Annotated in this window: 39 protein-coding genes and 1 other RNA gene; 27 read left to right on the top strand and 13 right to left on the bottom strand. The window is 67.6% G+C overall.

Features of this window, described 5'->3' with window-relative positions; genetic code table 11:
* Positions 1-29: 29 nt before the first annotated feature.
* The 12 genes from AB0Q96_RS37375 to AB0Q96_RS37320 form a co-directional block, all read right to left on the bottom strand.
* Positions 30-770 (bottom strand): hypothetical protein, encoded by a 741-nt coding sequence (locus AB0Q96_RS37375; RefSeq protein ID WP_365333519.1) that lies wholly within the window; start codon positions 768-770, stop codon positions 30-32.
* 69 nt (positions 771-839) lie between these two features.
* A complete protein-coding gene (locus AB0Q96_RS37370) occupies positions 840-1,337 on the bottom strand; it encodes a hypothetical protein (RefSeq protein ID WP_365333517.1) in 498 nt (165 codons plus the stop codon).
* Positions 1,337-1,720, bottom strand: coding sequence for a hypothetical protein (locus AB0Q96_RS37365; RefSeq protein WP_365333516.1), 384 nt, complete (start codon positions 1,718-1,720; stop codon positions 1,337-1,339). Before AB0Q96_RS37365 ends, AB0Q96_RS37370 begins: the two co-directional genes overlap by 1 nt.
* Positions 1,720-2,055, bottom strand: a complete 336-nt coding sequence (locus tag AB0Q96_RS37360) for a phage head-tail adapter protein (protein ID WP_365333514.1) — start codon at positions 2,053-2,055, stop codon at positions 1,720-1,722. Before AB0Q96_RS37360 ends, AB0Q96_RS37365 begins: the two co-directional genes overlap by 1 nt.
* A complete protein-coding gene (locus tag AB0Q96_RS37355; RefSeq protein ID WP_365333512.1) occupies positions 2,052-2,507 on the bottom strand; it encodes a hypothetical protein in 456 nt (151 codons plus the stop codon). Before AB0Q96_RS37355 ends, AB0Q96_RS37360 begins: the two co-directional genes overlap by 4 nt.
* A gap of 72 nt (positions 2,508-2,579) precedes the next feature.
* Positions 2,580-3,662 (bottom strand): hypothetical protein, encoded by a 1,083-nt coding sequence (locus AB0Q96_RS37350; protein ID WP_365333510.1) that lies wholly within the window; start codon positions 3,660-3,662, stop codon positions 2,580-2,582.
* 96 nt (positions 3,663-3,758) lie between these two features.
* On the bottom strand, positions 3,759-4,256 hold the full coding sequence (locus tag AB0Q96_RS37345) for a hypothetical protein (protein ID WP_365333507.1): 498 nt from the start codon (positions 4,254-4,256) through the stop codon (positions 3,759-3,761).
* A gap of 1 nt (position 4,257) precedes the next feature.
* On the bottom strand, positions 4,258-5,358 hold the full coding sequence (locus AB0Q96_RS37340) for a hypothetical protein (protein ID WP_365333506.1): 1,101 nt from the start codon (positions 5,356-5,358) through the stop codon (positions 4,258-4,260).
* Positions 5,355-6,779 carry a phage portal protein gene (locus AB0Q96_RS37335; protein WP_365333504.1) on the bottom strand — a complete coding sequence of 475 codons (1,425 nt, stop codon included), beginning with the start codon at positions 6,777-6,779 and terminating at the stop codon, positions 5,355-5,357. The genes AB0Q96_RS37340 and AB0Q96_RS37335 overlap by 4 nt, the downstream gene beginning before the upstream one ends.
* Positions 6,780-6,814: 35 nt before the next feature.
* Entirely contained in the window at positions 6,815-7,816 is a 1,002-nt protein-coding gene (locus tag AB0Q96_RS37330; RefSeq protein ID WP_365333502.1) for a terminase, read from the bottom strand.
* A 40-nt stretch (positions 7,817-7,856) separates the two neighbouring features.
* A complete protein-coding gene (locus tag AB0Q96_RS37325) occupies positions 7,857-8,468 on the bottom strand; it encodes a hypothetical protein (protein WP_365333500.1) in 612 nt (203 codons plus the stop codon).
* Between the two features lie 20 nt (positions 8,469-8,488).
* Complete coding sequence (locus tag AB0Q96_RS37320; RefSeq protein WP_365333498.1) at positions 8,489-8,917, bottom strand: hypothetical protein; 429 nt, start codon at positions 8,915-8,917, stop codon at positions 8,489-8,491.
* A 678-nt stretch (positions 8,918-9,595) separates the two neighbouring features.
* On the opposite strand from AB0Q96_RS37320, the gene AB0Q96_RS37315 reads away from it, so the two are divergent.
* The 27 genes from AB0Q96_RS37315 to AB0Q96_RS37185 all read left to right on the top strand — a co-directional run bounded on the left by AB0Q96_RS37315 (position 9,596) and on the right by AB0Q96_RS37185 (position 23,343).
* A complete protein-coding gene (locus AB0Q96_RS37315; protein WP_365333496.1) occupies positions 9,596-10,069 on the top strand; it encodes a Pycsar system effector family protein in 474 nt (157 codons plus the stop codon).
* 1,312 nt (positions 10,070-11,381) lie between these two features.
* Entirely contained in the window at positions 11,382-11,714 is a 333-nt protein-coding gene (locus AB0Q96_RS37310) for a hypothetical protein (protein WP_365333494.1), read from the top strand.
* A gap of 76 nt (positions 11,715-11,790) precedes the next feature.
* Positions 11,791-12,600 carry a hypothetical protein gene (locus AB0Q96_RS37305; protein WP_365333491.1) on the top strand — a complete coding sequence of 270 codons (810 nt, stop codon included), beginning with the start codon at positions 11,791-11,793 and terminating at the stop codon, positions 12,598-12,600.
* A 70-nt stretch (positions 12,601-12,670) separates the two neighbouring features.
* Positions 12,671-12,988: a hypothetical protein gene (locus tag AB0Q96_RS37300; RefSeq protein WP_365333489.1), complete on the top strand. Its 318-nt coding sequence runs from the start codon at positions 12,671-12,673 to the stop codon at positions 12,986-12,988.
* 26 nt (positions 12,989-13,014) lie between these two features.
* Complete coding sequence (locus AB0Q96_RS37295; RefSeq protein ID WP_365333487.1) at positions 13,015-13,446, top strand: hypothetical protein; 432 nt, start codon at positions 13,015-13,017, stop codon at positions 13,444-13,446.
* 19 nt (positions 13,447-13,465) lie between these two features.
* Entirely contained in the window at positions 13,466-13,786 is a 321-nt protein-coding gene (locus AB0Q96_RS37290) for a hypothetical protein (RefSeq protein ID WP_365333485.1), read from the top strand.
* A gap of 66 nt (positions 13,787-13,852) precedes the next feature.
* Positions 13,853-14,200 (top strand): hypothetical protein, encoded by a 348-nt coding sequence (locus tag AB0Q96_RS37285; protein WP_365333484.1) that lies wholly within the window; start codon positions 13,853-13,855, stop codon positions 14,198-14,200.
* A gap of 8 nt (positions 14,201-14,208) precedes the next feature.
* Positions 14,209-14,273: hammerhead ribozyme type II (locus AB0Q96_RS37280), an RNA gene on the top strand.
* A gap of 19 nt (positions 14,274-14,292) precedes the next feature.
* Positions 14,293-14,490 (top strand): hypothetical protein, encoded by a 198-nt coding sequence (locus tag AB0Q96_RS37275; protein WP_365333482.1) that lies wholly within the window; start codon positions 14,293-14,295, stop codon positions 14,488-14,490.
* 53 nt (positions 14,491-14,543) lie between these two features.
* Positions 14,544-15,086, top strand: coding sequence for an antirestriction protein ArdA (locus tag AB0Q96_RS37270; protein ID WP_365333480.1), 543 nt, complete (start codon positions 14,544-14,546; stop codon positions 15,084-15,086).
* A complete protein-coding gene (locus AB0Q96_RS37265) occupies positions 15,083-15,409 on the top strand; it encodes a hypothetical protein (RefSeq protein ID WP_365333478.1) in 327 nt (108 codons plus the stop codon). Before AB0Q96_RS37270 ends, AB0Q96_RS37265 begins: the two co-directional genes overlap by 4 nt.
* Positions 15,409-15,699: a hypothetical protein gene (locus tag AB0Q96_RS37260; protein ID WP_365333476.1), complete on the top strand. Its 291-nt coding sequence runs from the start codon at positions 15,409-15,411 to the stop codon at positions 15,697-15,699. The genes AB0Q96_RS37265 and AB0Q96_RS37260 overlap by 1 nt, the downstream gene beginning before the upstream one ends.
* 57 nt (positions 15,700-15,756) lie before the next feature.
* Positions 15,757-16,074 (top strand): hypothetical protein, encoded by a 318-nt coding sequence (locus AB0Q96_RS37255; protein WP_365333474.1) that lies wholly within the window; start codon positions 15,757-15,759, stop codon positions 16,072-16,074.
* 19 nt (positions 16,075-16,093) lie between these two features.
* Positions 16,094-16,642 carry a hypothetical protein gene (locus tag AB0Q96_RS37250; protein ID WP_365333473.1) on the top strand — a complete coding sequence of 183 codons (549 nt, stop codon included), beginning with the start codon at positions 16,094-16,096 and terminating at the stop codon, positions 16,640-16,642.
* An 8-nt stretch (positions 16,643-16,650) separates the two neighbouring features.
* Positions 16,651-16,854 (top strand): hypothetical protein, encoded by a 204-nt coding sequence (locus AB0Q96_RS37245; protein ID WP_365333471.1) that lies wholly within the window; start codon positions 16,651-16,653, stop codon positions 16,852-16,854.
* Positions 16,854-18,146, top strand: coding sequence for a DNA cytosine methyltransferase (locus tag AB0Q96_RS37240; protein ID WP_365333469.1), 1,293 nt, complete (start codon positions 16,854-16,856; stop codon positions 18,144-18,146). The genes AB0Q96_RS37245 and AB0Q96_RS37240 overlap by 1 nt, the downstream gene beginning before the upstream one ends.
* Positions 18,147-18,160: 14 nt before the next feature.
* Complete coding sequence (locus AB0Q96_RS37235; RefSeq protein WP_365333467.1) at positions 18,161-18,574, top strand: hypothetical protein; 414 nt, start codon at positions 18,161-18,163, stop codon at positions 18,572-18,574.
* 14 nt (positions 18,575-18,588) lie between these two features.
* Positions 18,589-19,161, top strand: a complete 573-nt coding sequence (locus tag AB0Q96_RS37230; RefSeq protein ID WP_365333464.1) for a hypothetical protein — start codon at positions 18,589-18,591, stop codon at positions 19,159-19,161.
* A gap of 204 nt (positions 19,162-19,365) precedes the next feature.
* Positions 19,366-19,689 carry a hypothetical protein gene (locus tag AB0Q96_RS37225; RefSeq protein ID WP_365333462.1) on the top strand — a complete coding sequence of 108 codons (324 nt, stop codon included), beginning with the start codon at positions 19,366-19,368 and terminating at the stop codon, positions 19,687-19,689.
* A gap of 11 nt (positions 19,690-19,700) precedes the next feature.
* The gene (locus AB0Q96_RS37220; RefSeq protein ID WP_365333460.1) at positions 19,701-20,060 is read left to right on the top strand and encodes a hypothetical protein; all 360 of its coding nucleotides are present in this window, start codon (positions 19,701-19,703) and stop codon (positions 20,058-20,060) included.
* 17 nt (positions 20,061-20,077) lie between these two features.
* The gene (locus tag AB0Q96_RS37215) at positions 20,078-20,632 is read left to right on the top strand and encodes a hypothetical protein (RefSeq protein ID WP_365333459.1); all 555 of its coding nucleotides are present in this window, start codon (positions 20,078-20,080) and stop codon (positions 20,630-20,632) included.
* Between the two features lie 49 nt (positions 20,633-20,681).
* Complete coding sequence (locus AB0Q96_RS37210) at positions 20,682-20,918, top strand: hypothetical protein (RefSeq protein ID WP_365333457.1); 237 nt, start codon at positions 20,682-20,684, stop codon at positions 20,916-20,918.
* Positions 20,915-21,343: a hypothetical protein gene (locus AB0Q96_RS37205; protein WP_365333455.1), complete on the top strand. Its 429-nt coding sequence runs from the start codon at positions 20,915-20,917 to the stop codon at positions 21,341-21,343. The genes AB0Q96_RS37210 and AB0Q96_RS37205 overlap by 4 nt, the downstream gene beginning before the upstream one ends.
* Before the next feature lie 20 nt (positions 21,344-21,363).
* A complete protein-coding gene (locus AB0Q96_RS37200; RefSeq protein WP_365333453.1) occupies positions 21,364-21,594 on the top strand; it encodes a hypothetical protein in 231 nt (76 codons plus the stop codon).
* Positions 21,591-21,869 carry a hypothetical protein gene (locus tag AB0Q96_RS37195; protein ID WP_365333451.1) on the top strand — a complete coding sequence of 93 codons (279 nt, stop codon included), beginning with the start codon at positions 21,591-21,593 and terminating at the stop codon, positions 21,867-21,869. The genes AB0Q96_RS37200 and AB0Q96_RS37195 overlap by 4 nt, the downstream gene beginning before the upstream one ends.
* Complete coding sequence (locus tag AB0Q96_RS37190; protein ID WP_365333449.1) at positions 21,866-22,048, top strand: helix-turn-helix domain-containing protein; 183 nt, start codon at positions 21,866-21,868, stop codon at positions 22,046-22,048. Before AB0Q96_RS37195 ends, AB0Q96_RS37190 begins: the two co-directional genes overlap by 4 nt.
* Positions 22,049-22,083: 35 nt before the next feature.
* A complete protein-coding gene (locus tag AB0Q96_RS37185; RefSeq protein WP_365333448.1) occupies positions 22,084-23,343 on the top strand; it encodes a tyrosine-type recombinase/integrase in 1,260 nt (419 codons plus the stop codon).
* Positions 23,344-23,549: 206 nt separating this feature from the next.
* Here AB0Q96_RS37185 and AB0Q96_RS37180 read toward each other — a convergent pair whose 3' ends face one another.
* Entirely contained in the window at positions 23,550-24,131 is a 582-nt protein-coding gene (locus AB0Q96_RS37180) for a Uma2 family endonuclease (RefSeq protein ID WP_365333446.1), read from the bottom strand.
* Positions 24,132-24,625: the final 494 nt, after the last annotated feature.

The raw sequence follows: 24,625 nt of genomic DNA, 5'->3' as shown, positions 1-24,625 counted from the left end.
GCGCTCGCGCCGGGAGGAGGGGGGAGGGGTCAGGTCGCCTTGCCGGCCGCCCAGGCGGTGCCGTTCCAGAACGCCGTCGAGGAGTCCGCGAGGTCGACGTACTGGCCGGTGGACCACTTCGCCGTGGGAGTGGCGATCACCGAGGCGAGGGCCGCGAGATCCGCAGGGGCAACGGCGCCGGTCGGAGTGAAGGAACCGGGAGTCCCCGCCGAGGCGCCCGTGGCGACAATGCCGCCGAGCGGGGTCACTGCGTAGGTCCAGACGTTGTTGCCGTAGACCATCGGCTTCACGGCCAGGGGCAGGCCCGCGAGGGATTCCGTGTCACCAATGGCCATGTCGTCCGCGCGGTAGATCTCCGCCTTCGGGGCGTAGACCGCGAAGTGCGACTCGCCATCGACGAAGACCGCGAGGAAGGCCGACTGGGTGGGGTGCGGGTCGGCAGGCACGCCCACCGAACCGTCCGGCAGGAGCGGCGCGTTGGCGCCGAAATAGAGCCGGAGCGCAGCCGTATCGAACTGGTTCAGGGTGAAAGTGATCGACTCGGTCCGGGCCGAATACTTCGTCCGGAGGCTCTTGTTCTGAAGCGTGCCGATCGTGGTGGCCTCACCGCCTTCGGAGGTGATTCCGAAAACATCCTCAAGCGAGGTATGGCCGACGTTCTGCCACGGGGAGACCGGTACGAGAAGGTCATCGGGCATGGAGGTGCCGACGGGAGCCGTCAGATAATTTCCATTGCCGACAACCAGAGTTGCGTTGTCGTTGAGCGCCAAGAAGGAACGTCTCCTAATTCGCGCACGCCAGAAACCCCGCAGAAAAGGGCGGGGCGCGTGCGGGTTGGACTAAGGGAGGGGGAAGGGGCGCTGCCGGGGCTTGCGAATCTGGATGTCGAAAACCGACTCGTATCTCCACACGCCCGTGGGCAGATCCGCGTATTGCACGGGCCCGGTCGCGGTGGCCCAGTCGCTCGCCCTGCGCGGGGAGGAGTTCATGTCCACGCGGGTGATGTGGCCCCTGCCGGGAATCACCTCGTGGTTCAGCCAGGAGTCGCGCAGGACGACGCGCACGGCCTCGGAGAGGATGGCCGCGTCAGAGTCGCCGTCGGGGTCCTCGGCGAAGCAATTCACGACGACCCGGGCAGCGTCGGTGAATCGGGTGTCGGCCGCCCACTGCCCGAATGTGGGGTCGCGGCGCACCAGGACGAGCGGGAATTGCTCGTGGCGGTCGATGAGGGATTTCACGCGAACGCCGGGGAGCCCCTTGCGGAGGATGGCCAGCAGGAGGTCTTCAACCGGGGAGAGTTCGGCGAGTGCCTTGATGTGGTCGGGTATTCCAGCCACTAGTCGAGCTTCACCTTCCCCTTACGCTTCTTGGGGAGATTCGATGCGGTGGCGAGAATGTAGAGGCCGTCCATGGCGGGGAGTACGTCGAGGTACTTCCGGCCGTGCTTGTCTTCCCGGACGATGACGGACTCTTCGCGGCCGTACTCGATGCTGAGCGCCGCCTTCTGTCCGCGATCATCGGAGAGGATCACGTACCGGTTGTTGTCGCCCGCCTCGATGTCGATTTCGGCATGGCCGTCCGCGCGATGCGCGATCAGGATCTCCTCGGCTCGAACGCCGATCTCGAATGCGCGGCGCGTCAACTCGGCCTGTACGCCGTCGTGTACGGCTATCGCCTTTGCGAGGCTGCGGGCCCCGATCGTCGGGTAGACCTGTGCCATTAGGGCCGCTCCCGAATGTCGATGGACCAGTGCCGCGTGCGGCGGGAGCCGTGGTGGTAGGCGGGAGGGGAGACGATGTCCCACTGGCGGCCCGCGTACTCAACTCGGGACCACAGCGAGACGCCCTCCAGGTGCGCGTCCACGACCATCCTGGTCACGTTGATCTGCTGCTGGCCCGGCACCTCGGCGCGGGCCGAGCGCTGTGGAATGAAGGCCGCCCGCACCTCGACGGGACCTGTGGGATCGGGCATGGTGACCTGATTGCCGCGCGAGTCGGTGACCTCGACGGTGCGCCAGACCCGGGCCCGCTGACCGCGCCTGCGCTGAAGGCTCACCAGGGCCCCCGATCGGAGGAGAACATCGGGAAGCGGGCCCCGTCGTAGTCGACGGGGACCAGGCCGCCCACGCCGGGGCGGATGGTGGAATCCCAGGAGCTGACGACCACGCTGACCAGTCCGGGCCGGGTGCCGGCCAGCCCCTCCAGGAGGCGTTTCTCCTCGTGCGTGAAGAAGACGGTGCCCGCGTCGTGGCCCAGGTCGGACCAGGCGAGGGTCTCGTCCCCGGCCCGGCTCTGGGTGTAGCCGCTGGGGTTGCTCATGTAGCGGGCGGCGGCCTTGAGGACGAGGGTCCGTACGAGCTGCGGTGCTCGGTCTGCTGGCCAGTCGCGGCCGTAGGCCGCGGCGAGCGCGGATGCGTCCTCCAGGGCCCCGGCGGCGATGCGCAGCTCGTCCTCGTCCGGTTCCCAGTCGAGGCGCCCCCGCAGGTCGTCGAGTGTGGCGTACGCCAAGCTGACTCCTTTGGTCAGGCCCGGCGGCCGTGCGAACCTTTGTTACAGGTTCACACGGCCGTCATGGCTCGATCAGGCGTTGGCCGGGTCGCCCTCGGGGACGCGGCCGGTCGGGGTCCAGACCTTCGCGTCGCTGATGCCCGTGATCTTCGACAGCTCGGAGGCGGCCTCGGGGTAGTCCGACTTGCCGTCGAGCGTCAGCTTGATGCCGCGCACGAAGTGCTGGTCGGTGGAGATGACTTCCTTCTCCTTCGCCGAGTCCCAGCCGACGAGGGTGTCCTCGACCGAGCGGAAGCCCTGGTAGCAGTTCACGATCGAACGGTCCTGGAAGAACTCGCTGTCGTAGTCGCGCAGCCAGCGAAGGGCCAGGCCCTCGAAGCTCGTGGTCGCGCCGAAGGGAACGGACTGGGGAACGGACGGCGCCGCCGAAGCGAAGATGAAGCCGCTCTGGGCGAACGCGTAGGCGCTGTCCGCCGGAATCGTCTGGTCGACGATGAAGCGGAAGCCGTACCGGTTTCCCAGAGTGGCATTCACGAGGGCGGACTCGGCCTGACTGTCGCCGACGTTCGACGCCAGGTTCAGGTCCGGGTCGGACAGCAGGACGGTCTCGAAGTCGGAGCCGACGACCATGTAGCGGTTGCCCTCGGGTACGTTGAACTTGTTGAGCACGCGCCGGGCCTCAATGATCGCCTTACGCATGGCCTTCTCGGTGTTGCCGATGGTCACCGCGTACGGCTGGTCCACCAGGGTCTTCACTGCTCGCCGGGCGAGGCCGCGGGCGATGGCCTTGACCTGGGGTCGCAGGAGCTTGCCCCACTGCGGGATATCGAAGTCGGCCTGCTCGTCGGTGAGCTTGACACCGTTGTAGACGTTGCCGCCGAAGGTCACCGGGATCGTGCGCTCGGCGTACTCGTCGAAGATGACGCGCTGACGGGTGCCCGGAGTCGAGCTGCCGGCCGAACCGGAGCGCCACTCGTAGTCGTGGAAGGGCAGGACACCTTCAACGGTGACGTTGATCGTGTCGTTCTTGGCGCCCTTGAACTTGTCGACGCCCTCCTTGGTGAAGAGGTTCGGAACGACGAGTTCCTGCTCCAGCATTCCGATGGCCGTAGCGATGAGCTTTTCCGGCTTGACCACCATGTGTTCGGCTGTCACTTAGCCTCCTGGGGCATAGAAAAAGCCCCCGGAGACCGGAGGCGTGGAAATGGGAAAAAGAGGCAACCTGTTACAGGTTCACAGCCTGAATGTGGGTCAACGGCGGGTGAGCCGCGCGAGCTTGCGCGGGTCCATCTCGCCGTCGTCCTCGTCGGCGGGTGTCAGCCCGCCGGAAAGTGTGGGGGCGACGGGCGGGGCGACGAGAGCCTGGAGCGCCTTGGCGTGCGCTTCCAGCTCCTCTGGGGTGTCGCCCTTCAGAGCGTCGGCCAGGATCTCGGGCAGCTCGAACTTCCCCGCGACGCGGGTCACCAGGAGCGAGCGCTCCAGGGCGGCGTTCTGCTGCTTCACCTCGGTCAGGGCGGCCTCGAACTCCTCGGGCGACTTGGCCTGGGAGAGCTTCGTCTCGGCGTCGCGCAGGCGGGTGCGGTATCCGGCCGCCTCGTTGCGGACCTTTACCAGTTCCTTGCGAGCCCACTCGGGGAGGCCGTCCTCGGCCGCCTCGGTGCCGGCTTCCGTGGCGAGGGGCTGCTCCTCGCTCGGCGTGCCGGGCTTCTCGTCGTCCTGGACAGGCTCGTTGGGGGTGTCTTCGGGCACGTCACGCCTCCTGGGCTGTGGTCGTGGTCTGCCGCGCCTCCAGGGCTGCGGCTCGCTGCTTCTGGCGGATGAACCGGCGCCAGACGCTGATCGCGTCCTTGCCGGTGTGGCCCTTGGTGACCTTCGGCCACAGGGCCTCGTACTGCCGTGAGAGCGCGGTGAGTTCGCTGGACTGATACTGGTCCCGGGACCACACCGGCATGGCGTAGCACGCGCAGTTGTCGTGGTACTTGTCGCCGTCGTTGAACGTGGCGGACTGGCGGCTCTTGTAGACCGGCCCCCGGCTGATGAGCATGGCGCACCAGCCGCATGGGGTACCTGACCTGGATAGACGCACATAGCCGAGCGCCCGTCCGTCCTTGCGCATGTGGCGCCAGGTGCTCGACCGCCCGCCGTTCATGGCGACGCGGCTGGCTGCGGCGGCCTGCCGTGCTCCGGCCTGCCGGTGCGCGTGCGCGCGGGCAGCGTCGGCGTCCCTCGCGGGTTGCTCGTCGTCGACCTCGGCCAGACGCCGGTTCAGGTTCCGAGTGCCAAGAGCGTCGAGCGCGGAACGGAGTTCCTCCTCTGCCTCGCGCTCGGCCCGCTCTTCCTCTTCACGCAGCCCGTCGAGTTCCTCGACGGTGATCTGCTCCCAGTCGTCATCGGCATCGTCGTCGCGGCGGGGCCGGTCGGCTTCGTCCTCGGCCTGGTCGTCGGGCGGGGTGGAGGAGGCTTCCCCGGGCTCGCCGGTCGCGGCCTCCTCTGCCCGCGAAGTCGCAGGCCGGTACGTGCCGGCCAGGGCCCCGAACTCCCGGCGAAGATCCCCGAGCGTGATGTGCTCGGGCTCCGGGTGGTACGGGTCGGCGACGGTCGTCCCGGTCTGGAGTGCTCGGGCCAGCCGGTAGTACGCGCGGGCCAGGTCGCGGGCCTGGCGCCTACGGCTCATCACCATCGTGATGGCCTTGCGGAGCCAGCCGCCCGCCGTGGCCGCGCGGAGGTCGGCCGGCACGTCCGCCCACAGGGACAGGGCCTCGACCGTGGTCTGGGCGCCGATCTCCACGAGCGCCGCGTGGAAGGCTGCGGATGCCTCGTCCGTCTCGGACTGCCGGGCGGGACGGCTCACGCAGCCACCTGCTGAACGCCGGTCTCCTGCTCGGGAGTTGCCCGCGTGAGGGCGCCCGCGAGCTGTGCCACGGAGTCGTCGTCCTCACGCATCTGCTCCCAGTCCTCAAGCTCGGTCTGGGTGACGCCGGGGACCCTGCGCCACAGTCCGCGCTCGGGGATGCCGAGCTGCGTGCGCAGCTTGCCGAGGGCGTCTGCGGCCTGGCCCAGGCTGCGCGACTCCATGTCGCGCCAGACGACCTCGCCCTTGTAGTCCTCGGCGGCCGAGGCGTTGCCGGCCAGCTCGGCCGCGAGTCTGAAGACCCTCTCCCAGGATTCGCCGAAGCTCGTACGGAACTCGGCGATCTTCCTGCTCAGGGCCACTTCCGCGGCCTGGAGCGCCTCCGCCGACAAGTTGGCGATCTGCCCAAGTAGGTGATGCGGCGGCACCTGCGCGAGGGCGCTCAGGTGGCGGATACTCATGTCGATCGAGTCGATGAAGCCCTGCAACGGGGTTTCGTCCAGCGAGCCGAAGCGAACGTCCGGGTCCTCGGCGAACAAAAAACGCCTGCTGTTGTGGTTGATCCGGAGCGGGATCGGATTGCCGTCCGCGTCGAGGACGGGCTCGCCAGTCTCAGGGTTGCGCTGGACCGGCGGGGCCATGCCGGTGACCGTCCGTACCTTCGTGCTGCCGTAGCTCTGCGCCAGCAGAAGATCGAAAACGGTCTGGTTGATGCGGTCCTGGAGGGCGATCATCGGCTCGATGACGCCCAGGGTGCGACCTTCCAGGTCGACGTAGGCGGAGAACCGGGTGACCGGGCACTCCGCGGCTCCGTGCGGGCGCCGGGCCTGCACGCGGATCGACTTCTCGTCGTTCAGCGCGAGGAAGCTCACGGCGTACTCGCGTCGGGCATCCCACAGCCGGGCTTCGCCCGGCTGCTCACCCTGCGGCCAGGCCGTCACCGTGAGGGCCGCTGCCGGGGTGTCGTCGTTGGCCGCGTCCTCGAACAGCGCCGCCGTCTTGAGGGCCGACAGGCCCCGCGTGACAACGCCCCCGGCCTGGTTCCGCTCCGTCACGGTGAAGCTGTGCCCATAGGCCAGGGCGCCCCGGTAGATGGCGGCCTGACGTGCGTCGAGTCGGGATGCCTGCCAGTGCTCCCACTCGGGAGTTGTCGAGTCGGGGCCGCTGGACTCGCCCGACCCGCCGCCCTGGCGGTGACCGTCCACGTAGAGGGCCTGTGCGGGCGTTCCGACGAGCAAGGGCATCCAGTTCGAGACCGCACGCCGGGCCAGCAGGCGGTACTCGTCGTCCGCCTGGGGCGGCATGTACGGGTCCGCGTGCCGGCCGTGGAGGTAGGCGTCGATGTGACGCAGCCGGTCGCCGTCCCGGTGCAGGATGCCCAGAAGCTGTCGCGCGAGCGACAGGGGAGAAGGGCTGGCCATGGATCACCGCCCTTTGTTACAGGTTAAGAGATTGGTCAGAGGAAGTAGCCGCGTCCCGTGCGCTTGCGCGCCCGCTTGCCCCGAGCCCGAAGGTCCACCAAGGCTTCGTGCGCCAACATGAGCGCCGCGTAGGCGTCGACCTTCCGCGGGGACTCCCGGCTTTCCTTGCCGAAGGAGAGGCCGAAGTTGTTGCTCCTGCGCCTGGCGTTGAGCACGTGGCGGCGCAGGCGCCGGTCGCCGTCGTGGACGATCTTTCGGTCAAGCACCGACCGCACGAGGCGCTCGTGCGCCATGGTCGATGCCTTCAGGCTGGTCCTCATGTCCCAGCCGATCGCGTCCTTCCCCGGGGCCTTCACGGCCAGGCCCTCGCCGTACAGCGCGGACCACTCGGAGATGTAGCTCTCCCAAAGGGCTACGTCGGCGTACATGCCCTGCACATTGAACGTGCTGAAGGCTTCGTGGACGGCACTGTCGACCTGCTCGCGGGAGACCTCCCAGTCCTTGCCGGCCGGGCCGTCGGGCTTCTCCCAGAGGCCGAGGATGCTGGCGTAGCCGTCGCTCACGCGGAGGGCTGCCAGGCAGGTGCTGTCGTCTCGGAGGCCGCCGTCGAAGCCGATCACGATCTCGTCACCGGGCTGAAGCACCCGGGTGTCGTCCCGCAGGACGTCCCAGTCGGCGGGGGAGTACACCGCGTCCTCGGACGCGACGATCTGGTTCAGCCACATTCGACGGCTGCGACTCGGCGCGATCGTCGTATCGAGAATCGACTGAAGGATTGTCTCGACCCGCAGCCAAACGGCGTCGCCGCGAATCTTCGGGAGAACAATCCGAATCGCTTCCGGCGTCAGCGGAGTCGCGGGATGCGCCTCTACGCTGTCGTACATGAAGCCGATGTCGGCAGCCCGGCCTTCGAGAATCTTCTCGAAAGCCTCACGCATTCGCTCGGCGACGCTGTCCTCACCGGGCAGATATGCGTTGGTGATCGCTAGGTAGCGCGAATCCTTTTTCGTAGCATTACCGTCGATGGTGGCGTACATCTTGTCGCCGTTATTGCCCTCGACCCAGTGATGCGTTTCGTTAAGAACAACGAAAGTGGATCGCTAAAGACCGCGCCCCTTCCAGGGCGCGATAACTACTTGTCACCGCCTCAAGGCGCTGTCGGCCGCCGTTTGCACGGATTAGCTCGGCTCCGGCCTTGATGCCGTACGTCTCAATGAGTTTGTCGCTCATGAGGCCCGGCATCACGGTCATGGTGTTGCGCGTCTGGTCGCGCGAGACGGCCGCGATCTGGACCCACGCCTGGGGGTGGGGGATGCCGACCGGCTGCCCGTTCTGCCAGTGCGAGAAGCGGGAGGGGCCGACGAACTCGACCAGGGAGACCACGGCCAAGAGCGGGTCCTTGCCCCAGCCTTTGAGGCGCTGCAAGACGCCCTTGCGGTAGGTGAAGCGGCCGTTCTCGTCGACGGCGTACCACCAGAGCACCCAGCGGAGCTGCTCACGGGTGAAGCGCCAGGGCCCGCCGTCGTCGGCCCGCAAGAACTCGGCGCACCAGCCTGCGATCTGCCACCCGAGCGTGTGCTCGGGGAGCTTCCACGAGCCGTCCGGCCCGCGTAGCCACGTGGGCCCCAGGAAGCTCGGTTCGAGGGCGTCGATCTCCTCCTCGGTGAGCTGCGGGGGAGCCTTCACCATGTGGGCTCACCTCCCCGGAGCTACTCGGCGAGTCCGAGATCCTTCTTGTAGTCGGCGATGGCGAGCACGGCCGCGGACTGCTCCTCCGGCTCGGGCTCGTGGAGTTCGATGCGCACGCGGCGTCTGTCGCCTTCGGTGACGAGGAGCCGCTCGAAGGTGCTGTAGATGGTCTGGAGCATCTGGCCGCTGCGCTTGCCGGCCTGCTTGTAGTGGGAGAGGTCTTCACAGAGTGAGAAGGCCATGGCCCAGTCGCTGGCCTGGTAGTAGTCGGCCTGACCGGATTCCTTGAGGGAGTCCCACAGCCGCTTCGCGATGGGGTGCCAGCTCCGGTCGCCGTTGGGGATTTTCGTGGGGCGCGCGATTCCGCGGGTGACCGCCTGGACGTCGCCGCCCTTGCGCTCGCGCGGGCGGGCGAGGTCGGACTCGCGTGCCGGTACGGGGCCGGGCATGGGCTCACCTCCTAACCAACCAGGCCGGGGTGAGTCTCCGTCCGCCGGAACCTGTTTCTCATGCGCCGTCGCCTGGCGGCCTGAGCCGCCGCGCCCTCACGCGATGACTTGACCTGGTGATGAAAACCGCAGAGCGCTCGAAGGTTGATCTCTCGATGGTCATCACCAGGAAGAATGTGGTCGACATCCGTTGCGATCTCAGGGCAGCGGTCTCCGTACTGGTTTCGCGCCGTGCAGCGGTGTCCGTCTCGCCGAAGTACCCTCTTGCGAATCTGGGGCCAGTCCGGCGGTAGCTCTGATCGCCTGCTGGAGCCGTTCCAGTTAGGAATTCGAAACTCCAGCCTGCGAAGTACGTACATACGTACTTCGTCTTCATCAGGCGAGCCCCGATAGGGGCTCAAGCCTTGCGACTTACGTACTTACACTTATGAGTCGCTAAAAGATCTTGCTTTCGGAAACGACTAGCCGCGTGATCGTGCTCACACTTACGTGAAGCGGCGGCGGCGAAGGGCAGTGGCGCCCAAAGGGCGCACAGCGGTAAGGCGGAAGGGCCGCCCGGAGGGCGGCGCAGAGCGAAGACGCCCTACGTACATGCGCTGGCGCGGCAGCGTGGCGGCCGATCTTCGTGGCGCAATGAGTACCGTTTCGGTCTGACGCCGCCCCGGGTAGCTTGCGGCCATGACGAGCGACGAGCGCCCTTCAGCGCACAGTGGGGGCGACCAGCTCGCCCAGGCGCACGCAGAAGTGATGGCCGAGGTAACCCGGACAGACGGCAAGGCGTCCGCGTTGCTCACGGCGCTCGGCATCCCGCTGGCCGTCCTGGTAGCCGTTCTGCCTGGCCGGGAGCTTCCAGCCGCCGGCACGGTCCTTGCCGGGTTCGCGGTAGCGGGAATGGTCGCAGCGATGCTGTGCACCCTGCGTGTCCTGCTGCCCCACATCGGCAACGCGACCCAGGGCTCCTTCCTGCACTGGGCGGACTGCACGCCGGACGAGGCGATGGCCGACCTCGCGGTGGACCGCCGCAAGGCGCAGCTCGTCGTCCGCTCTCAGATCGCCCGCCGGAAGTTCGCCATGCTCCGGGTCGCCATCCACGTCACCGCGGCTTCTGTGGTCGTCCTCGCGCTTGCGCTTCTGGTCGGCCTGGCTGCCTAGGGTTCGTTCCTGTGCAGTGCCGGCGCGGGGTCGCAGGGCGCATTTAGGGCTTCTGAGCTGCGGATACGCCGGGGGCGACGCAGGGCGCAGGAGGCTCTCGTCGACCTTGGAACCGTGGCAGAATCCGAGCTGCTATGACAGGGCGGTCCGCGCGCGTGCGCACCGGGGATCATCCCCCACCCCTACCGGCCGCCGCTGCACACGCGTACGCGCGCGACGCGCGGAGCTGAGGAACGCGCGCACCTTCCGCCCTTGGGCTGCCTCGGAACGGCTGAGATCGGGCCCTAAACAGCCTCTGACCTGCACGATTGGACATGCTGTGAACCTGTGACTAATGTTCTCGGTGTCGCAACGACGCAGGCCGCAAGGCAGGCAAGGGGCGACGGGCAAGGCGAAGTCACAGGTTGACACTCGCCGGGCCAGCCGCCTAGAGTGGGGCTCACCGCAAGGCCGACGAGAACGGGGCTCACGAGAGTCGCCGCCGTAGGCCAGCGGGAATCGCCCACCATGGGCACTCGGTTCGACAGCAGGTGTTAACCTGTGACAGGATCGAATCGCCGGGCCACACGGCCCAGCACACCAACGTTGCAAGGACGCTCGATCCGGCCCCTGTCCCGCAAGCGGGACGCCGGATGTCGCAGCCGGGTCTCTCCGGTGTGGATCGAGCGCAAGAGCGGAAGGCTGTCCTCGGACGGTCCAGGCTCGCTGACCCTTCGGGGTCTGAGGAATCATCGCCCGGCCAAGGGGCGTGAAAGGTCTAGCAGGGTGACCCTGCGCGGTACGGACTGGAAGCGTTCTGGACTGTTCGGGTACGAGGTTCGGGTACAGACGACTGAGTGAACGCAACTGCCGTACCGGCTGGGGACTATCCACCCCGGCGTAACGGGAGCGCTCTAACCGGCTGAACCCATGCTGACCTGCGGAGGGCACCCGATGCAGGTTCGGTATGGGGTCGGGGACGGGCGTGAGGTAGGGGCCTGATTGGTCGCCCAGGGCTCACCGTCCATCGGACGGCCGGAAACGGACCGAACGGGAGGGAAACCGCCCGGAAGGAACGTCACCGGCACGATGACGGACGGTGAGACGGGCGCTTGAGTGAGCGTCCGTCCCGTCAAGCGAAATCACTCGATCTGTTCTACCGGCTAGCGCAAGCGGCCGGGGTCGCTCACCGCAAGGTGAGTGGCCGCGAAGCCCCCCACAGGGTCAAACCTCTGGGGGGTACGGACTCGCCCCGCCTTCGGGCGGGGGTGAGTCGGGCTCCTGCCCAATTTCACGCTGGTTCTGTTAACCTGTAACTGAAAGGTAAGGTCACATGGCCGTCTCCCTGATCAAGGACAACCCGCTCGCCTACTCCGGCCGCTCCCTCCTGGAGGTCGCCATGGAGTCTTCCGCCAACCTGAGTGAGCGCACCTTCCAGCTCGGCCGCGAACTCGACGAGACCCGCCGGGAGTTGGACGCCGCGACCTTCGTGGCCGAGCTGTTCCACGAGGCGGGGCGTCAGCTCGCACTCGACCTGGAGATGGCGGATCTCACGATCGAGCTGCTCCGTGAGTCCCTCGACGAGACCCGTCGACTGCGCGACGAGCGTGAGCGCGTACTGCGGGACGAGGTGGCCTACTACAAGAACCTCGCCGACGCCCGCTGACGTCCAAGCTGTTAACCTGTGACCGGCCTGCCCCTGTGAGCATGGGGCGGCCGGTCCATACCGAGAACGAGGACGCATGTCGCCTCACAGGCTCGACCCGGTGTCGGACGAGACGCTGGTGAAGTATGCCGAGAAGCTCGAAGACGACCACGCCGCATGGCCCACCTGGTGCACCGGCACGTACGCCCACGATGACGTCCCCACCCACGTCGAGATGTTCACCTGGAACAGCGACCGCTCCGGCTGGATCGGTGACAAGTCGAACTTCGAGGTCGCCCGCGACCTGATCCGCTCCGCGGCCGATGCCGGCCGGGTGGATACCGAGGTGTCCGACGAGCAGGTCTATGAGTGTGGGGGAGGCTCCTCGGCCTGGGACGTCGCCCAGCTCTTCGTGCAGGTCTACGAGGGTGGCTGCTCCGAGGACTGCCTCGGCACGCACACCTCTGAGTGCCGTCCGGGCTGTGACCCGTACGTCGACTTCTGCCACGGGCAGGAGTGCGAGGGGGACTGCCACGGCACCCGTACGTACACCCCGGCCTTCCGTGAGGCCGTCGCGCTGGTCGAGTACGTCAAGAACGACCACCCGTTCCTCAACGAGGACGACTACTACGAGCAGCGGAACGAGACGTTCGAGAAGAACCTCACCGAAGCGCTCGATGACATCAGGCTGAGCTACCCGTACGACACCGCAGCCGACCACAGGAGCATCGTCGAGCACGCCTCCGATGCCCTGTGGGAGCTGTCGCACTGGGACCCCGACGGCCTCGTGGACTGGAACGGCGCGGGCGAAGCGTACGTCCACGGCCGCACCCAGCACTTCCTTGAACTCGGGCGCGAGGTCATGCGCAACGAGATCCCCGGCCAGCTCGCCATCACATCTGCCTGACTTCCCTGAACCGCCACTCCCCCCTGGGCACCCCCTCCCGGGGAGGGCTCCCACCTGAATACGAGGACACATGCGAACCGCCGCCCGCCCCTACGAAGTGCGCGTCTGGAACGAGATCGCCGACCTGCTGGGCCTGTGGGAGGTCGAGCGGGTCAAGCGGGGCCAGTACGTCGTCACCCACGACCACCGCGAGGTGACCCCATTCGCCACCGAGGACGAGGCGTTGTCCTTCGCCCGCTTCGGGGCCGAGGCCCTCGTGGAGACCTCACGCCGGGACTGCCCGTGCGGGGACGACCCCGAATGCGGGGTCTGGGAGCCCCACGGGATCTCGATCCAGGAGGTCGAAGGCGACCTCTCGCTGATCACCCCGCCTCTCCTCTGCCTGTAGACATCCATCACCAGGAGCAGCACACCATGAACGCCTTCAAGCGCCTCGCCCCTGCCTTCACGGCCGTCAAGTCCACGGTCAGCCGCATGCCGGCCGTCTGGGGACGACTGCGCCCCGTCGTCAACCCGTGGGCAGTCCTGCGCGCCGAGCGGCGGGCGGCAGTCGAGTGCATGACCTTGGCCTCGGAGATCGTCACTCTCTCCGAGGCGGCGCTGAACGACTACCGCCTGGCCGCCGGTGACCTCGCCAACCTCTTCGACGACGGGATGCTGGCCTCCCATGTCGCCGAGCGGTTCACCTGCGGCGAGATCGAAGGGATCGCCGCGTTCTTCCGGGCCGTCGACTACCCGACCATCGCTGACCTCTGGCTGGAGTGCCACGCCGAAGGCGACGACGACGAGGACGACCTCCACTACAAGGCCCCCGAGCACTCCGACGAGCTGACCCTCGCGGCCTAGGCGAGACGGAGTCGATCCCGTGAACAGCTGCGACTTCTGCACCATGCCCACCGCCCGCTGGCTCTACATCCCCCAGGTCCGAGCCCTCGCGGCGCTGATGACCGACGAGGGCGTGGTGGTCCCGCTCCCCAACGACGGCCGCTGGAAGGCGTGCGATCTGTGCTCCGACCTCGTCGACACCGACGACATGGAGCGCCTGATCGCCCGCGCCCTCACCACCATGCGCACCCTCGGCGTACCTCTGCCGGACGGCGGGCCTGACCTTGAGTTCATGGCCACGGTCGTCATGACCAACTTCGCCACCGTGCTGGCCGGTGCGCCTACCAAGCAACCTCTGTGACCTCTTAGTGAACCTGTAACAAGGCTGCCTCCGCCTCGTGCGGGGGCAGCCGGAACCGGAGACAACATGACCACGCCCAGCACCCCCGAAGCCGAGAAGGCCGCCCGCGAAGTCGTCGACCGCCTCGTCCGTGAAGGGCAGATGCGCCGCTCGGAAGGGGCGCGGCTCCTGCGCGACGGCCTGCCGATCATCCTTCAGGGCTTCGCCCTCGGTCGGCTCAGGGGGAAGTCCGAGGACGCCATCACCGCGGACCTGGAGGACGAGCGCGACAAGGCCGAGCAGCGCCATGCCTCCGCCCGGACCATCACGGCCCGCCGCGCCGCGCTCCTGAGCCTGACCACGGCCGAGTTCGCCATCGCCGCGTGGGAGGGCGTGCAGCGCGATCTCGCGGCCCACCTCGCCGCCACCTCCTGACGACGCAAAGGCGAAACCTCCGAAGGGAGGTCGGCGGGAGGCGGTCCCTCCCCCCTGACGATGCCAGCCCGCATCGCGCAACAGGAGTGTGCATGAACACCAGCACCCTTAACGCCCTCATCAAGGGCGTCGCCGCAGTCGCCGTGGCAAACGCCGGATGGGTCCTCTCCGGGAGTGACCCGAACACGTGGGAGTTCGCAGGGTCGGCAGTCGCCGCCCTCGTCGCCCTGGAGGCGTCCATCGAGTTCCGAAACCGCCGGGCGCTGAAGAGCCAGGCCGCCCAGAACTGACCCCCCAGCCGCCGGGCTGGGCGACCGGCCCGGCGGCCCACGTGAGGAGCAACATGTCCGCCCTGTCCAACACCGTCCAGCCGACCGTCTGGATCGGCTGCCTGGCCTGCTACAACGCGGGCCGACTCGTCGGCGAGTGGTACGACGCCGACACCGCAGACCTTGTCACCCCCGAAGACCTCCACGGCCGGCCGACCCAGCACGAGGAGTTGTGGGTCATGGACCACGACGACTTCTGCGGAGCCCTTGAGGGGGAGTGCTCGCCCTCCGAGGCCGCAGCGATAGCCGAGGCCCTGGCCGGGCTGACCCACGACGAGGCCGCAGCGTTCTCAGTCTGGGTGCGCGAGTGGGGCGAGTCCGACGACCGCTCAGGGTGGGTCGACCGCTTCCGCAGTGAGTACCGCGGATTCCACCAGAGCGAAGGGCACTTCGCCCAGGACTGGGCCGAGGACACCTGCGAGTCCGAGGACAAGGCCCGGATGACCACCTGGCCGTTCAACGCCATCGACTGGGACTACGCCGCAGCCGAGCTGTTCAGCGGCGGCTTCCAGTCCGAGGAAGTCCTCGGTGGCGTCCACGTCTTCTGCCCCCGATGAACACCGAACCCTGCGTCGAGTGCGGCTTCGTGCCCGAGCTGCTCGACGAAGACCTGACCTGTGCTTTCTGCCGACTGAACCTGTACCTGAAGGACGCCCTTATGAACATGACCGTGAGGTTCCCGGTCGAGATCGTCACCCACGGGGACATCGAGATCGACCTCGACGTGCCGGAGGAGTTCCTCGACGAGGACGGTGAACTCCGCGACGAGGACGGCCTCCGTGACTGGCTCAACGACAACGAGGACGAGTGGTACGAGCTGGTCCCCGCCTTCGAGGAGATCCAGTCGAAGGAAGTCATCGAGATCGCCAACGCGTACTGATGACGACGAACATCCCGCTGAGCGACCGGATCAAGCACCTCGTCACCGAGCTGGACGAGGCCGTCGCTGCCATGCGCCAAGAGCCCGACGAGGGCGACAGCCCCTGGTCCTGGGACGACGAACACGCGGCAGGGCTGAACCTCGCCGACGCCGCCGAGGCCCTGATCCTCGCGCTCCCTGCCGATCTCTGGCCGCCGTCCTGGTTCAAGGACGAGCCCCAGCAGGCCCACGTGCTCACCCCCGAGGACAACCGCCTCGTCGACGAGCTGCTCGAACAGCTCGGTTCCTGATCACCCCACCACGTTGACGGCGCCCGCCTCCGTGCGGGCGCCGTCCGAAGGATGCCCATGAGCGCCATGCAGTGCCGCGAGTGCGACCTCGCCCCGTACGCCGTCCACCCCGACGCCCATCTCGAATGCGACGAGTGCGGTCACCGCCTCGACATCCACGACTTCTACCTCGACCCGGACGAGGTCTGGTCCGTGGACGAGACCAGGACCGTGCACGTCTTCCTCGCCCCGGCCGCCTGCCTGAAGTGGCTCGACGACATCGCCGCCCTGCACACCGGTGACTGGGCGGCGGCGCATCAGGCCCTCTGGCAGTACCGCAACGCCACCGCCGCGCTCGTCGAGTCCCTCCGTGCCGGCCTGCCCCTCCCCGCCTGAATCACCTCAAGGAACGATCATGACCCACGACGCCAAGTACGAGTTCCCCGAAGGCGAGCTGTACGTCACCATCCTCCCGGCGGTCACCAAGCACGAGCGGTGGGGCTACCAAGACCTGACGCTCCCCGAAGCACGCCTTGGGGTCAGCTCCTCGCGCGACGAGAAGGACGAGCCGGGATTCGTGAAGATCCGCGGCCGGTCGTACCGCGTCGCCTCCCGCCGAGAGCGGGCTCACGCTCGCCGCGAGGCCCTGCTGCGCCGCAACGACAGGGACGCGTCCCTGTGGATCTACCAGAGCCCTCTTCGGCGCTACGAGTTCACGAACGACCGCGACCAGGAACTGAACCACGGCACGGTTGCCCGGGAGCGCCTCAAGGCCATGGTCAGTGAGGCCGCCGACCGCTTCGAGGCCGAGCACCCCGGGTGGCAGCTCATCAGCGAGCGTCTGGAGCTGGAGGCCGACCTCCGTAACGCCGAAGTCGGCGTGGCCACCGCCCGAGACGGCTTGGCGAAGGCCGAAGCCCGCGTCGCATACGTGGCCGCCCGCCTCACGGCCCTCGCCGCCTAGGGGCCGCTGTGATCACCCTGCCTCCGCCCACCAACGTCGTGCGCTGCGTTCAGTGCACCGGCCCCATCCGCTACCCCGCCAAGTACCAGGCGTACGAGTGCGCCGACTGCGGCCGGCACATCTACATGAGCGACGGCCTGATCCGGACCGGCTACCACTGGGAGATCGTCGGCACCTGGCTGACCAGCGTTGAGACCGTGGACGTGGACTGATGTCCCTCACCCGCCTCGACACCGCAGGAGCCCTCGGCGTCCCCGAAGAGCTGGACTTGACCGGCAAGACGCCGGAAGAGCTGGCCGAGATCGCCCACCCCTGGCCCGTCGACTGGCTCTTCCCGCCGACACCCTGGGCCCCCGATCGCGTCATCAACCTGTTCGCCGGACCCGGCGGCTGGGACGTCGGGGTGCGCGACGTCCTGGAGCACGAACTCGACACCGTCGGCGTGGAGATGCACAAGGACGCCTCCGCGACCGCTAGGGCAGCGGGCTTCCAGCGCATCACCGCGGATGTCCGCTCCCTCGACCCCAGCCACCCTGCCCTGCGCTGGGTCGTTGGCCTCGTCGTCTCGGCCCCATGCCAGTGCTGGAGCCCGGCCGGCAAGCGGGCTGGACAGGACCCGCGCAATCAGGAACTCCTCCTGGACGTGTTCACCATGGCGTTCGAAGCCACCTTCGGACACTGGCACGACAGCGGAGACTGCGGTGCCTGCGAGTTCGCCGACATCTGCCTGATCTGCTCCGATCCCGACTGGGACGGGTTCGCCGGGTTCACCGGCCCCCTGCTCACCTTGGACGAGGTCCGGGCCCCAATCGCACAGATGACAGACGAACGGATCGGCCTCGTCGCCGAGGTGCTGATCTGGGCTCTCACCCTTACCGCGCAGTGGGACAACCTCCGCTGGCTGGCCATGGAGCAGTCCGCAGCACTGCCCGAGTCCATCCTCGACGGCATCCGCGAGGAGCTGTGGTCAGCGGACTGGTGCAGCGCGGAGTACCGCGTCCTGGACGCCGTCGACTACGGCTTGGCCTCCCGCCGCAAACGCGTCTTCCTCATGGCCGCCCGTCACTCCTACGTCGACATGGACGCGCTCACCCCCGCCGAACCGCTGCCGACCACCACGGCCGCCAAGGCCCTTGGCTGGCCGGAGGGCATCAGCGTCAACACGCGAGGCGTCCGCAGGACCATGGGCGGCAACTGCTGGTCGGCGGACAAGCCCGCGACCGGCATCACCAGCAAAATCCGCGGCTGGTACTGGGAGCACGACAAGGACCGGAAGTTCTCCCTCGACGAGGCCGCGCTGCTCGTCGGCTTCCGCAACGGCTACCCCTGGACGGGCGCCCGGTCGAGCTGCACCCAGCAGATCGGCGATGTCGTCGCCCCGCCCATGAGCGCGGTCGTCATCGGCAGCCTCCTGCGCCGGTCCTGGGAGAAGCCGCTGCGGCGATACCTCGCAGAGATCTACAACCACGCCACCCCCGAGCCCGAGCACGTGCTCGCCGCCTGACCGAACGAGAGACCATGCGCGCAAACCTCCTGCTCATGCACTACGCCCGCACGCCCCTGAACTGCGCGGTGTGCGAGGCCGACCGCCTCACCTCCATGGCCGACGCCCGCGCCGGCATCTGCATCGCGGCCGGGGTCGCCATCGACGACATCGACCCCGCCAGCGGCTACGACCATTCTCGTCGCGGCTACAGCCTCGTCCGCGCCTCCTGGGTCGACCTGATCCGCCAGCACGGCGCCTCGGAGTTCCACGAGATCCGGGACATCGAAGAGGTTCGTGCGTCCTGGGCCGAGAGGCGCCCGGAGTTCGTCGAGGGCGACGACTGGCTGGCCGAAGCCTCCGCGGCTCACCGCGAGTTCATCGACTCCCTCGGCGTGCCCTGCCGCCGAACGACCTGCGTTATCCACTACCCCATCCACAGCCTGTGAAGACGAGGAAGACCATGAGCGAGACCATCTCCACCAGCACCGACGGACGCCTCCGTGTCCGCCTCGTCCACGACGAGTACGCCACGAATCCGCGGGAGGACTTCGACCACCTGGCGCACGTGATCACCATCGACACCCACCTTGGCCACTACGCCCCTGTCGACCAGGACGGAGGCCCCCTGGCTGAAGCCTGGGAGCGCGTGAGCTGGAACCGCTGGCAGGGCATCGACATCTTCACCCGCTGGGCCCGGATCTTCCACGGCGCGATCGTCATCGAGTCCCGGCCGGCACGCGGCCCGGTGTCCCTCTGGTACCTCATGCGCGACGACGCCGAAGACCTCGGCATGCTGCCCGAGGCGTACCTCGACACCGAGCGCGCGGAGTACGAAGCGTGGGCCGAAGGGGACGTCTACGGCTACATCGTCGAAGAGGCTGTCGACTGGGTCCGCACCGACGACCAGGGCGCCGCCATGACCACCTGGGAAGAGATCGACGCATCCTGGGGCCACTACGGCTTCACCTGGGCCGCCGCCGAGGCCGAGCGGGCTCTCACCCGCCACGCCAGCCGTCGGCTGGTGGCGGCATGACGGCCCGGGACTACGTCTGGTGCGGCCCCTGCGGCCGTGGCCGCCTGTACGCCGTCCCGAGCGGGGAGTTCGTTTGCTCCCGCTGCGGGTCAGACATCGACGCTGACCTCGACCTGTGGCTGGACCCCGGCCACGTGTGGTGCGTCGACTCCGACGGCCGACTGTACGGCCAGCCGGGCCCCCAGTACCGACCGTGAGGACGACATGAGCACCCACACCGAGACCATCACCCTGTCCAATGGCGCCAAGCTCCGGGTTCGCATCGAGCGCGGCCTGACGAACGGCGTCGTGTTGCACGAGCAGAACGACCTCAACCGCTTCGGCGGCGGCCGGATCTACTGGCTGGGCCGGGCGCTCTTCCTGATGTTCGGCGACGAGCTGCTGCGGATGCAGAACGCCAGGTACGAATTCGCCGAGACCGAGTCCGAGGCTGCCGAGAAGGCTCTCGCGTTCTTCCTGGAGTGCGCCGAGACCTGCATCCAGCACGCCAAGGCCGAAGGCGTCGACATCGAGACCTGCTATACCTAGATGGTTAACCTGTGACCGCCCACGTTCTGCGTATGCGGCCCGAGGGGCGGCTCCAGTGCACACGGTGCCGGGCCGCCTTCCTCGACCGAGACAACGCGGCCCGCAGCCGTTTCACCTGCCCCGGCGGCCCCTTGGCCCACGGCCTGATCGGCCGCCGGGAGCACGTCCTGTACCCGACGTGGAGTAAGGACCGCTCCTGCTCCGCCTGGGGGTGCCCCGATCCGGACCCCAGCCACGCGTGGCACGGCCCGGACCCCTTCTGTGACGAGACGACCTGTTCCCTCTGCCTGCATGACTGCGACTGCGACGTGTGCGAGGGCCTCGTGCACGCGCCGGGCCTCTACCGCCTCGTGGACAGCCGCGAGGCGTGACCGAAGGAGAAGACGATATGAAGCCCACCCTGATCGGACTCGCAGGCGCCGCGAGGTCCGGCAAGGACACCACCGCCTCGTTCCTCGTGGACATGGGCTGGCAGCGCAAGGCGTTCGCCGACCCCATCAGGGAGTTCCTCTACCGCATGGACCTCTGGCTTGCCGACGGCGAGGGCGGATCTCTGCCGCTCAACGCCACCGTGGACGAGCGCGGCTGGGAGGCGGCCAAGGAGGAGCACTTCGAGGTGCGAGGGCTCCTCCAGCGCTGCGGCACTGAAGCCGGGCGGGAACTGCTGGGCCCGGACGTCTGGGTGGATGCCCTCTTCAGGGGCCTCCGACCCGGAGTGCCCACCGTCATCTCGGACGTACGGTTCCCGAACGAGGCGCGGGCCATCAAGGAGCGCGGGGGCCTGGTTGTGCAGGTGTGCCGGCCGAAGCAGGTACTCATCGACGGCGCGTCTCACATCAGCGAGAACGCCCTTGCTGATTGGGACTTCGACGTCGTCCTGCTGAATGTCGGCACCCTGGACGACCTCCGCCTCTCCGCGGAATGCCTCACACGCAAGCTGTGAACCTGTGACTGATGTGTTAACGTGTAGCAAGAACGGAAGGGCAAACCAGATGCACCCGAACCCCGGCGTCACCGACCAGATCGCGCAGATCGTCGCCGACATAGACGCCCTCTACGAGCAGCAGAGGGCCACCCTCACGGAGCAGTGGGGCGAAGAGGTGGACGTCCCCACCGAGGAACTCTCCGAGTACGACGAGATCACCTACAACCAGCTCGTCGAGGACGCAGACCTCCTCGGAGCCACCAGGCGACGCCTCGTCGCCCTCCTCGAACCGGCTCCCGCGTGAGGATCACCCCCCGCAGGGAGGAGGTGGCCGCGATCGTGGCGCTCCTGGAGGACCCGACCTTCGAGAGCGCCAACCACCTGGCGAAAGCCGTGATCAAGGAAGTCGGCGAGATCCTCCAGATGCGCGACTGGGTCGCCCTGGTCCACACCTGGAGTGACGGAAGCCGCGGCCTGAACTTCGCCCCCTTCGCGAGCGAGGCCGAGGCGAAATCCTTCGCTTCGAAGATGGCCTTCGGTGGCTCCGGGCGCCTGGTGAAGCTCAACTCGCCGGGCGTGATGCTCGCCAACCACGACGGCAAGAAGTGGAAGGGCTACTGCCAAGACGAGCAGTGCACCCACGCCCCCTTCACCCATTCCGCCGCCAGCTCCGCGCGCGGGGCCTGCCAGATCCCCACGTGCCCCTGCACCAAATTCCGGCCCACGTAGAGCAGAAAGATCAGACCAGCATGAAGCCCGTCGAGTGGCAGACCTGCGAGTGCAGCTCCAAGCGCGCCTTCGCCGACCGCCGCGCCGCCGAGAAGGCCCTCGGCAGGGCGCAGGCGAAGCGAGACCGGCACGCGGACCGCCACGGCGCCCGCCGCGGAATCGCCCGCGAACACCGCATCTACCGGTGCGACCACGACCGCTACCACCTGACCAAGCAGAGCCGACGCGACTACCACGGAGCCGCCGCATGAAGCCCAGCCAGAAAGCCCTCGACAACGGGTGGGGGTGGGTGCTCGGCGTCAGCGGTGAAGAGTGCCGCGTCCGCCGACGTCCGCAGCCCAACCACGCCGAGATCCTGGCGGAGGTCGCCGAGATCCTTGGCGTCACCGACCCTGCGAGCGTGCCGGCCAGCGTGCGACAGCTCCGGACGGAGCATCGGCAAGCACTCGCCTCGGCGGCGACAGCCTGGTCTGCGGTGCACAACTTCGTACGCCTCGACGGCGCCGACCCGGAGGGGCGGGGTTGAGCCAGGGCGGCAGTAACCGGCTTCTGACGCCTGAAGAGGTGGCCTCGTGGCTGAAGGTCAGCGAGACCACCGTCAAGAACAAGTACCGGACGTGGGGGTTGAAGGCCCAAAAGGTGGGCCGCCTCCTGCGGTTCCGCGAGCGCGACATCGTCGCCTACCTCGAAGACAACTACGGGTAACGGTTCAGTCCTGCCCCGGCAAGAGAGAGGGGCCTATGGCTACCGTTTTTCAGAGATGCAAGACCGACAAGCGCAGCCCGCTCTACCCCTGCGACAAGGTGCGCTGCGGCCACGACTGGACGGTCAGGTACAGGGAACCCGGCGGGCGCACGGCTCGCCAGCGTGAGGAGTCGTTCACCAAGAAGACGGCGGCGGACAACTTCGCCAACAAGATGGAGAACGACAAGAGCGTAGGGACGTACATCGACCCCAACGCCGGGAAGATCACCGTCCGTGCCTACGTGGAGGACTGGCTGAGCCGCCGCGTGATCGGCGACTCGACGTTCTCGAACTACCGCGGATTCATCGACAACCACCTGATACCCCGGCTCGGCCGCAAGACGATGGCCGGAGTCGCCAAGCGGGACATCGAGCACTTCAAGGCGGCCATCAGCAAGGAACTCGCCGCCAGCACGGTGTACGACCGCATGAAGATGGTCAAGCACATCTTCTGGTCCGCCAAGGAAGAGAAGATCATCCAGGAGGACCCCTCCAAGGAGGTGAAGAACGCTCCCGGCAGCCATGCAGTCGACGAGGACGAGATCCCCACCCTGGCTGAGGTCCGCCTCCTGCACGAGCACATGTCGCCGCAGTACAAGCTCACCGTCTGGCTCCAGGCCGGGGCCGGGCTCCGGGTCAGCGAGGCCCTCGCCTTCCACACCGGATGCCTCCGCGACGACGTCATCCGCGTGCGCTGGCAGATCAGCTCGAAGGCCCACCGCGAGGACTGCAAGACCCGCCTCGTGCCGCTCAAGCACCGCGAAGAGGGCGAGTACCGCGATGTGCCGGCTGCGCCGTTCGTCTGCGACGAGATCGACGCCCACGTGGAGCAGTGGGACCCCATCCCGCTCACCTTCCAGAACGCCGCAGGGAAGTCCCGACAGGTTGAGGTGTTCTTCGCGCCGCGCGAGCGCGGCAAGGGGATCATGCCGACCGCGAACACGTACAGCTACCACTTCCGGAAGGCGTGCAGGCTAGCCGGGCTCGTGGACGCTGACGGCAAGCCGAAGTACCACCCGCACTCGCTTCGCCACTTCTTCGCCTCGACCGCCCTTGCGGCCGGCATCCCGATCCACGAGGTCTCCCGATGGCTCGGCCACAAGAGCATCAAGACCACGGTCGACATCTACGGGCACCTCGTCCCCGAGGCGTGGGACCGGTGCCGTGCCATCATGCAGAAGGCTATGGGTCCGGTGGCCGTGGAGGTCGCGAGCGAGGCTGCGGACGAGCCCTCCGGGTACGCCCCGGTGGCCTGACGTGCTGGATGTGCTGGATAGGTTTCTACCGTGCTGGATCTGTGCTGGATGCTCTCACCAGGGGTGGCGTTTCCGCAGGTCGCAGCTCTGTACTCGACGTTCCGCTTCAACGTGTAGTCGTTTCGTCGAGCATGCAGGTGAGAAGGGGTCGGACTCTGGCGAGTCCGACCCCTTCTGTATTCCCGTGCCGACGTGGTGCGGCGTTCTCAGCCGCTTCGGGGCGGCGTGAGCTTGTTGAGGTCCAGGCTGATCTCGAAGGGCACCGGGCGCTGGAGGGTGCCCCGGAAGATCCCGGCGGGCGCATAGGCACTGGTGGGTTCGTCGAGCTCGTAGACGTGGACGACAGGCGCCCCGTCCACGTCCTCGATGCACCAGTAATGCGGGATGCCCGCCTCCGCGTACTTGCGGAGCTTTACCGTGCGATCGCGATGGGCTGACTCGGGGGAGACCGCCTCCACGACGAGCTTCACATCCTCCGGGGCGTACCAGGTTCGGTCGGGGTCATAGGGCAGGTCCGTCAGCAAGAGGTCCGGCTCGGGGCGGTTGCGGGCATCGAGCCGGATCGTCATCTCGCGCTCGACCTCGAAGCCGGCCGGAGCTTGTGCCATCAGTGTGGTGGTCAAGGCGGTGACGAGGCGGCCGTGCCAGGCCCTCTGGGGCGACATCATGAAGACGAGGGCTCCGTCGATCAGCTCGGTGTGGCGGGGTGCCTCGGGGAGGCGGTCGAGGTCCTCCGCGAACCAGCCTTCCGCGCGCGGTGGGCGCATCCAGTCGGGCAGTGCGGTCATGGCTTCACGGTAGCGGCCCGGGGATCAAGGCGGAGGGCCAACGAGAGAGGCAGCCCCTTCGTCGTGGGGTGGGCGGGCCGAGGGGGTGAAGTTGACACGGCTTCCCCCGGTGCGTAATGTCCTCCGAGCTGTCCGACGTGAGCACCGATGCAGATCGGCCCCGGACAGTCATCCCGCAAGACCCACAGAAGCCGACGGTTCTTTGTCGTTCCGTCACTTCTTCTCGTGCGTTTTTGCGGAATGGGGAATCCATGTCCGAAGGATTCGAGCGCGAGTCGCTCGATTGGCTTCGGGGGCAAGGAATCCGCTAAAGTCTCACTCGTCGGAACGGCCCAACAGCCGAGAAGACAAACCCCGCTGACTGGGAGTCAGGCCCGAAAGGATCTGATAGAGTCGGAAACGCCGGAAGGGCCCGGAGCGAAAGCAAAAGGGACCGGAAAGCACCGAGGAAATCGGATCGGAAAGATCTGATAGAGTCGGAAACGCAAGAACGA

It is taken from the genome of Streptomyces sp. NPDC093111, from assembly GCF_040683955.1.
Lineage (GTDB): Bacteria > Actinomycetota > Actinomycetes > Streptomycetales > Streptomycetaceae > Streptomyces.
This window is presented reverse-complemented; position numbering and strand designations above follow the sequence as displayed.

Bases quoted from the DNA above. Each gene is read 5' to 3' on its own strand.
- AB0Q96_RS37320 (WP_365333498.1), bottom strand. From the start codon at position 8,917: ATGCCCGGCCCCGTACCGGCACGCGAGTCCGACCTCGCCCGCCCGCGC.
- AB0Q96_RS37260 (WP_365333476.1), top strand. From the start codon at position 15,409: ATGACGACGAACATCCCGCTGAGCGACCGGATCAAGCACCTCGTCACC.
- AB0Q96_RS37240 (WP_365333469.1), top strand. From the start codon at position 16,854: ATGTCCCTCACCCGCCTCGACACCGCAGGAGCCCTCGGCGTCCCCGAA.
- AB0Q96_RS37300 (WP_365333489.1), top strand. From the start codon at position 12,671: ATGCGAACCGCCGCCCGCCCCTACGAAGTGCGCGTCTGGAACGAGATC.
- AB0Q96_RS37265 (WP_365333478.1), top strand. From the start codon at position 15,083: ATGAACACCGAACCCTGCGTCGAGTGCGGCTTCGTGCCCGAGCTGCTC.
- AB0Q96_RS37255 (WP_365333474.1), top strand. From the start codon at position 15,757: ATGAGCGCCATGCAGTGCCGCGAGTGCGACCTCGCCCCGTACGCCGTC.
- AB0Q96_RS37210 (WP_365333457.1), top strand. From the start codon at position 20,682: ATGCACCCGAACCCCGGCGTCACCGACCAGATCGCGCAGATCGTCGCC.
- AB0Q96_RS37335 (WP_365333504.1), bottom strand. From the start codon at position 6,779: ATGGCCAGCCCTTCTCCCCTGTCGCTCGCGCGACAGCTTCTGGGCATC.
- AB0Q96_RS37315 (WP_365333496.1), top strand. From the start codon at position 9,596: ATGACGAGCGACGAGCGCCCTTCAGCGCACAGTGGGGGCGACCAGCTC.
- AB0Q96_RS37310 (WP_365333494.1), top strand. From the start codon at position 11,382: ATGGCCGTCTCCCTGATCAAGGACAACCCGCTCGCCTACTCCGGCCGC.
- AB0Q96_RS37180 (WP_365333446.1), bottom strand. From the start codon at position 24,131: ATGACCGCACTGCCCGACTGGATGCGCCCACCGCGCGCGGAAGGCTGG.
- AB0Q96_RS37215 (WP_365333459.1), top strand. From the start codon at position 20,078: ATGAAGCCCACCCTGATCGGACTCGCAGGCGCCGCGAGGTCCGGCAAG.
- AB0Q96_RS37250 (WP_365333473.1), top strand. From the start codon at position 16,094: ATGACCCACGACGCCAAGTACGAGTTCCCCGAAGGCGAGCTGTACGTC.
- AB0Q96_RS37330 (WP_365333502.1), bottom strand. From the start codon at position 7,816: ATGTACGCCACCATCGACGGTAATGCTACGAAAAAGGATTCGCGCTAC.
- AB0Q96_RS37200 (WP_365333453.1), top strand. From the start codon at position 21,364: ATGAAGCCCGTCGAGTGGCAGACCTGCGAGTGCAGCTCCAAGCGCGCC.
- AB0Q96_RS37235 (WP_365333467.1), top strand. From the start codon at position 18,161: ATGCGCGCAAACCTCCTGCTCATGCACTACGCCCGCACGCCCCTGAAC.
- AB0Q96_RS37230 (WP_365333464.1), top strand. From the start codon at position 18,589: ATGAGCGAGACCATCTCCACCAGCACCGACGGACGCCTCCGTGTCCGC.
- AB0Q96_RS37295 (WP_365333487.1), top strand. From the start codon at position 13,015: ATGAACGCCTTCAAGCGCCTCGCCCCTGCCTTCACGGCCGTCAAGTCC.
- AB0Q96_RS37365 (WP_365333516.1), bottom strand. From the start codon at position 1,720: ATGGCACAGGTCTACCCGACGATCGGGGCCCGCAGCCTCGCAAAGGCG.
- AB0Q96_RS37185 (WP_365333448.1), top strand. From the start codon at position 22,084: ATGGCTACCGTTTTTCAGAGATGCAAGACCGACAAGCGCAGCCCGCTC.
- AB0Q96_RS37305 (WP_365333491.1), top strand. From the start codon at position 11,791: ATGTCGCCTCACAGGCTCGACCCGGTGTCGGACGAGACGCTGGTGAAG.
- AB0Q96_RS37225 (WP_365333462.1), top strand. From the start codon at position 19,366: ATGAGCACCCACACCGAGACCATCACCCTGTCCAATGGCGCCAAGCTC.
- AB0Q96_RS37285 (WP_365333484.1), top strand. From the start codon at position 13,853: ATGACCACGCCCAGCACCCCCGAAGCCGAGAAGGCCGCCCGCGAAGTC.
- AB0Q96_RS37275 (WP_365333482.1), top strand. From the start codon at position 14,293: ATGAACACCAGCACCCTTAACGCCCTCATCAAGGGCGTCGCCGCAGTC.
- AB0Q96_RS37325 (WP_365333500.1), bottom strand. From the start codon at position 8,468: ATGGTGAAGGCTCCCCCGCAGCTCACCGAGGAGGAGATCGACGCCCTC.
- AB0Q96_RS37270 (WP_365333480.1), top strand. From the start codon at position 14,544: ATGTCCGCCCTGTCCAACACCGTCCAGCCGACCGTCTGGATCGGCTGC.
- AB0Q96_RS37195 (WP_365333451.1), top strand. From the start codon at position 21,591: ATGAAGCCCAGCCAGAAAGCCCTCGACAACGGGTGGGGGTGGGTGCTC.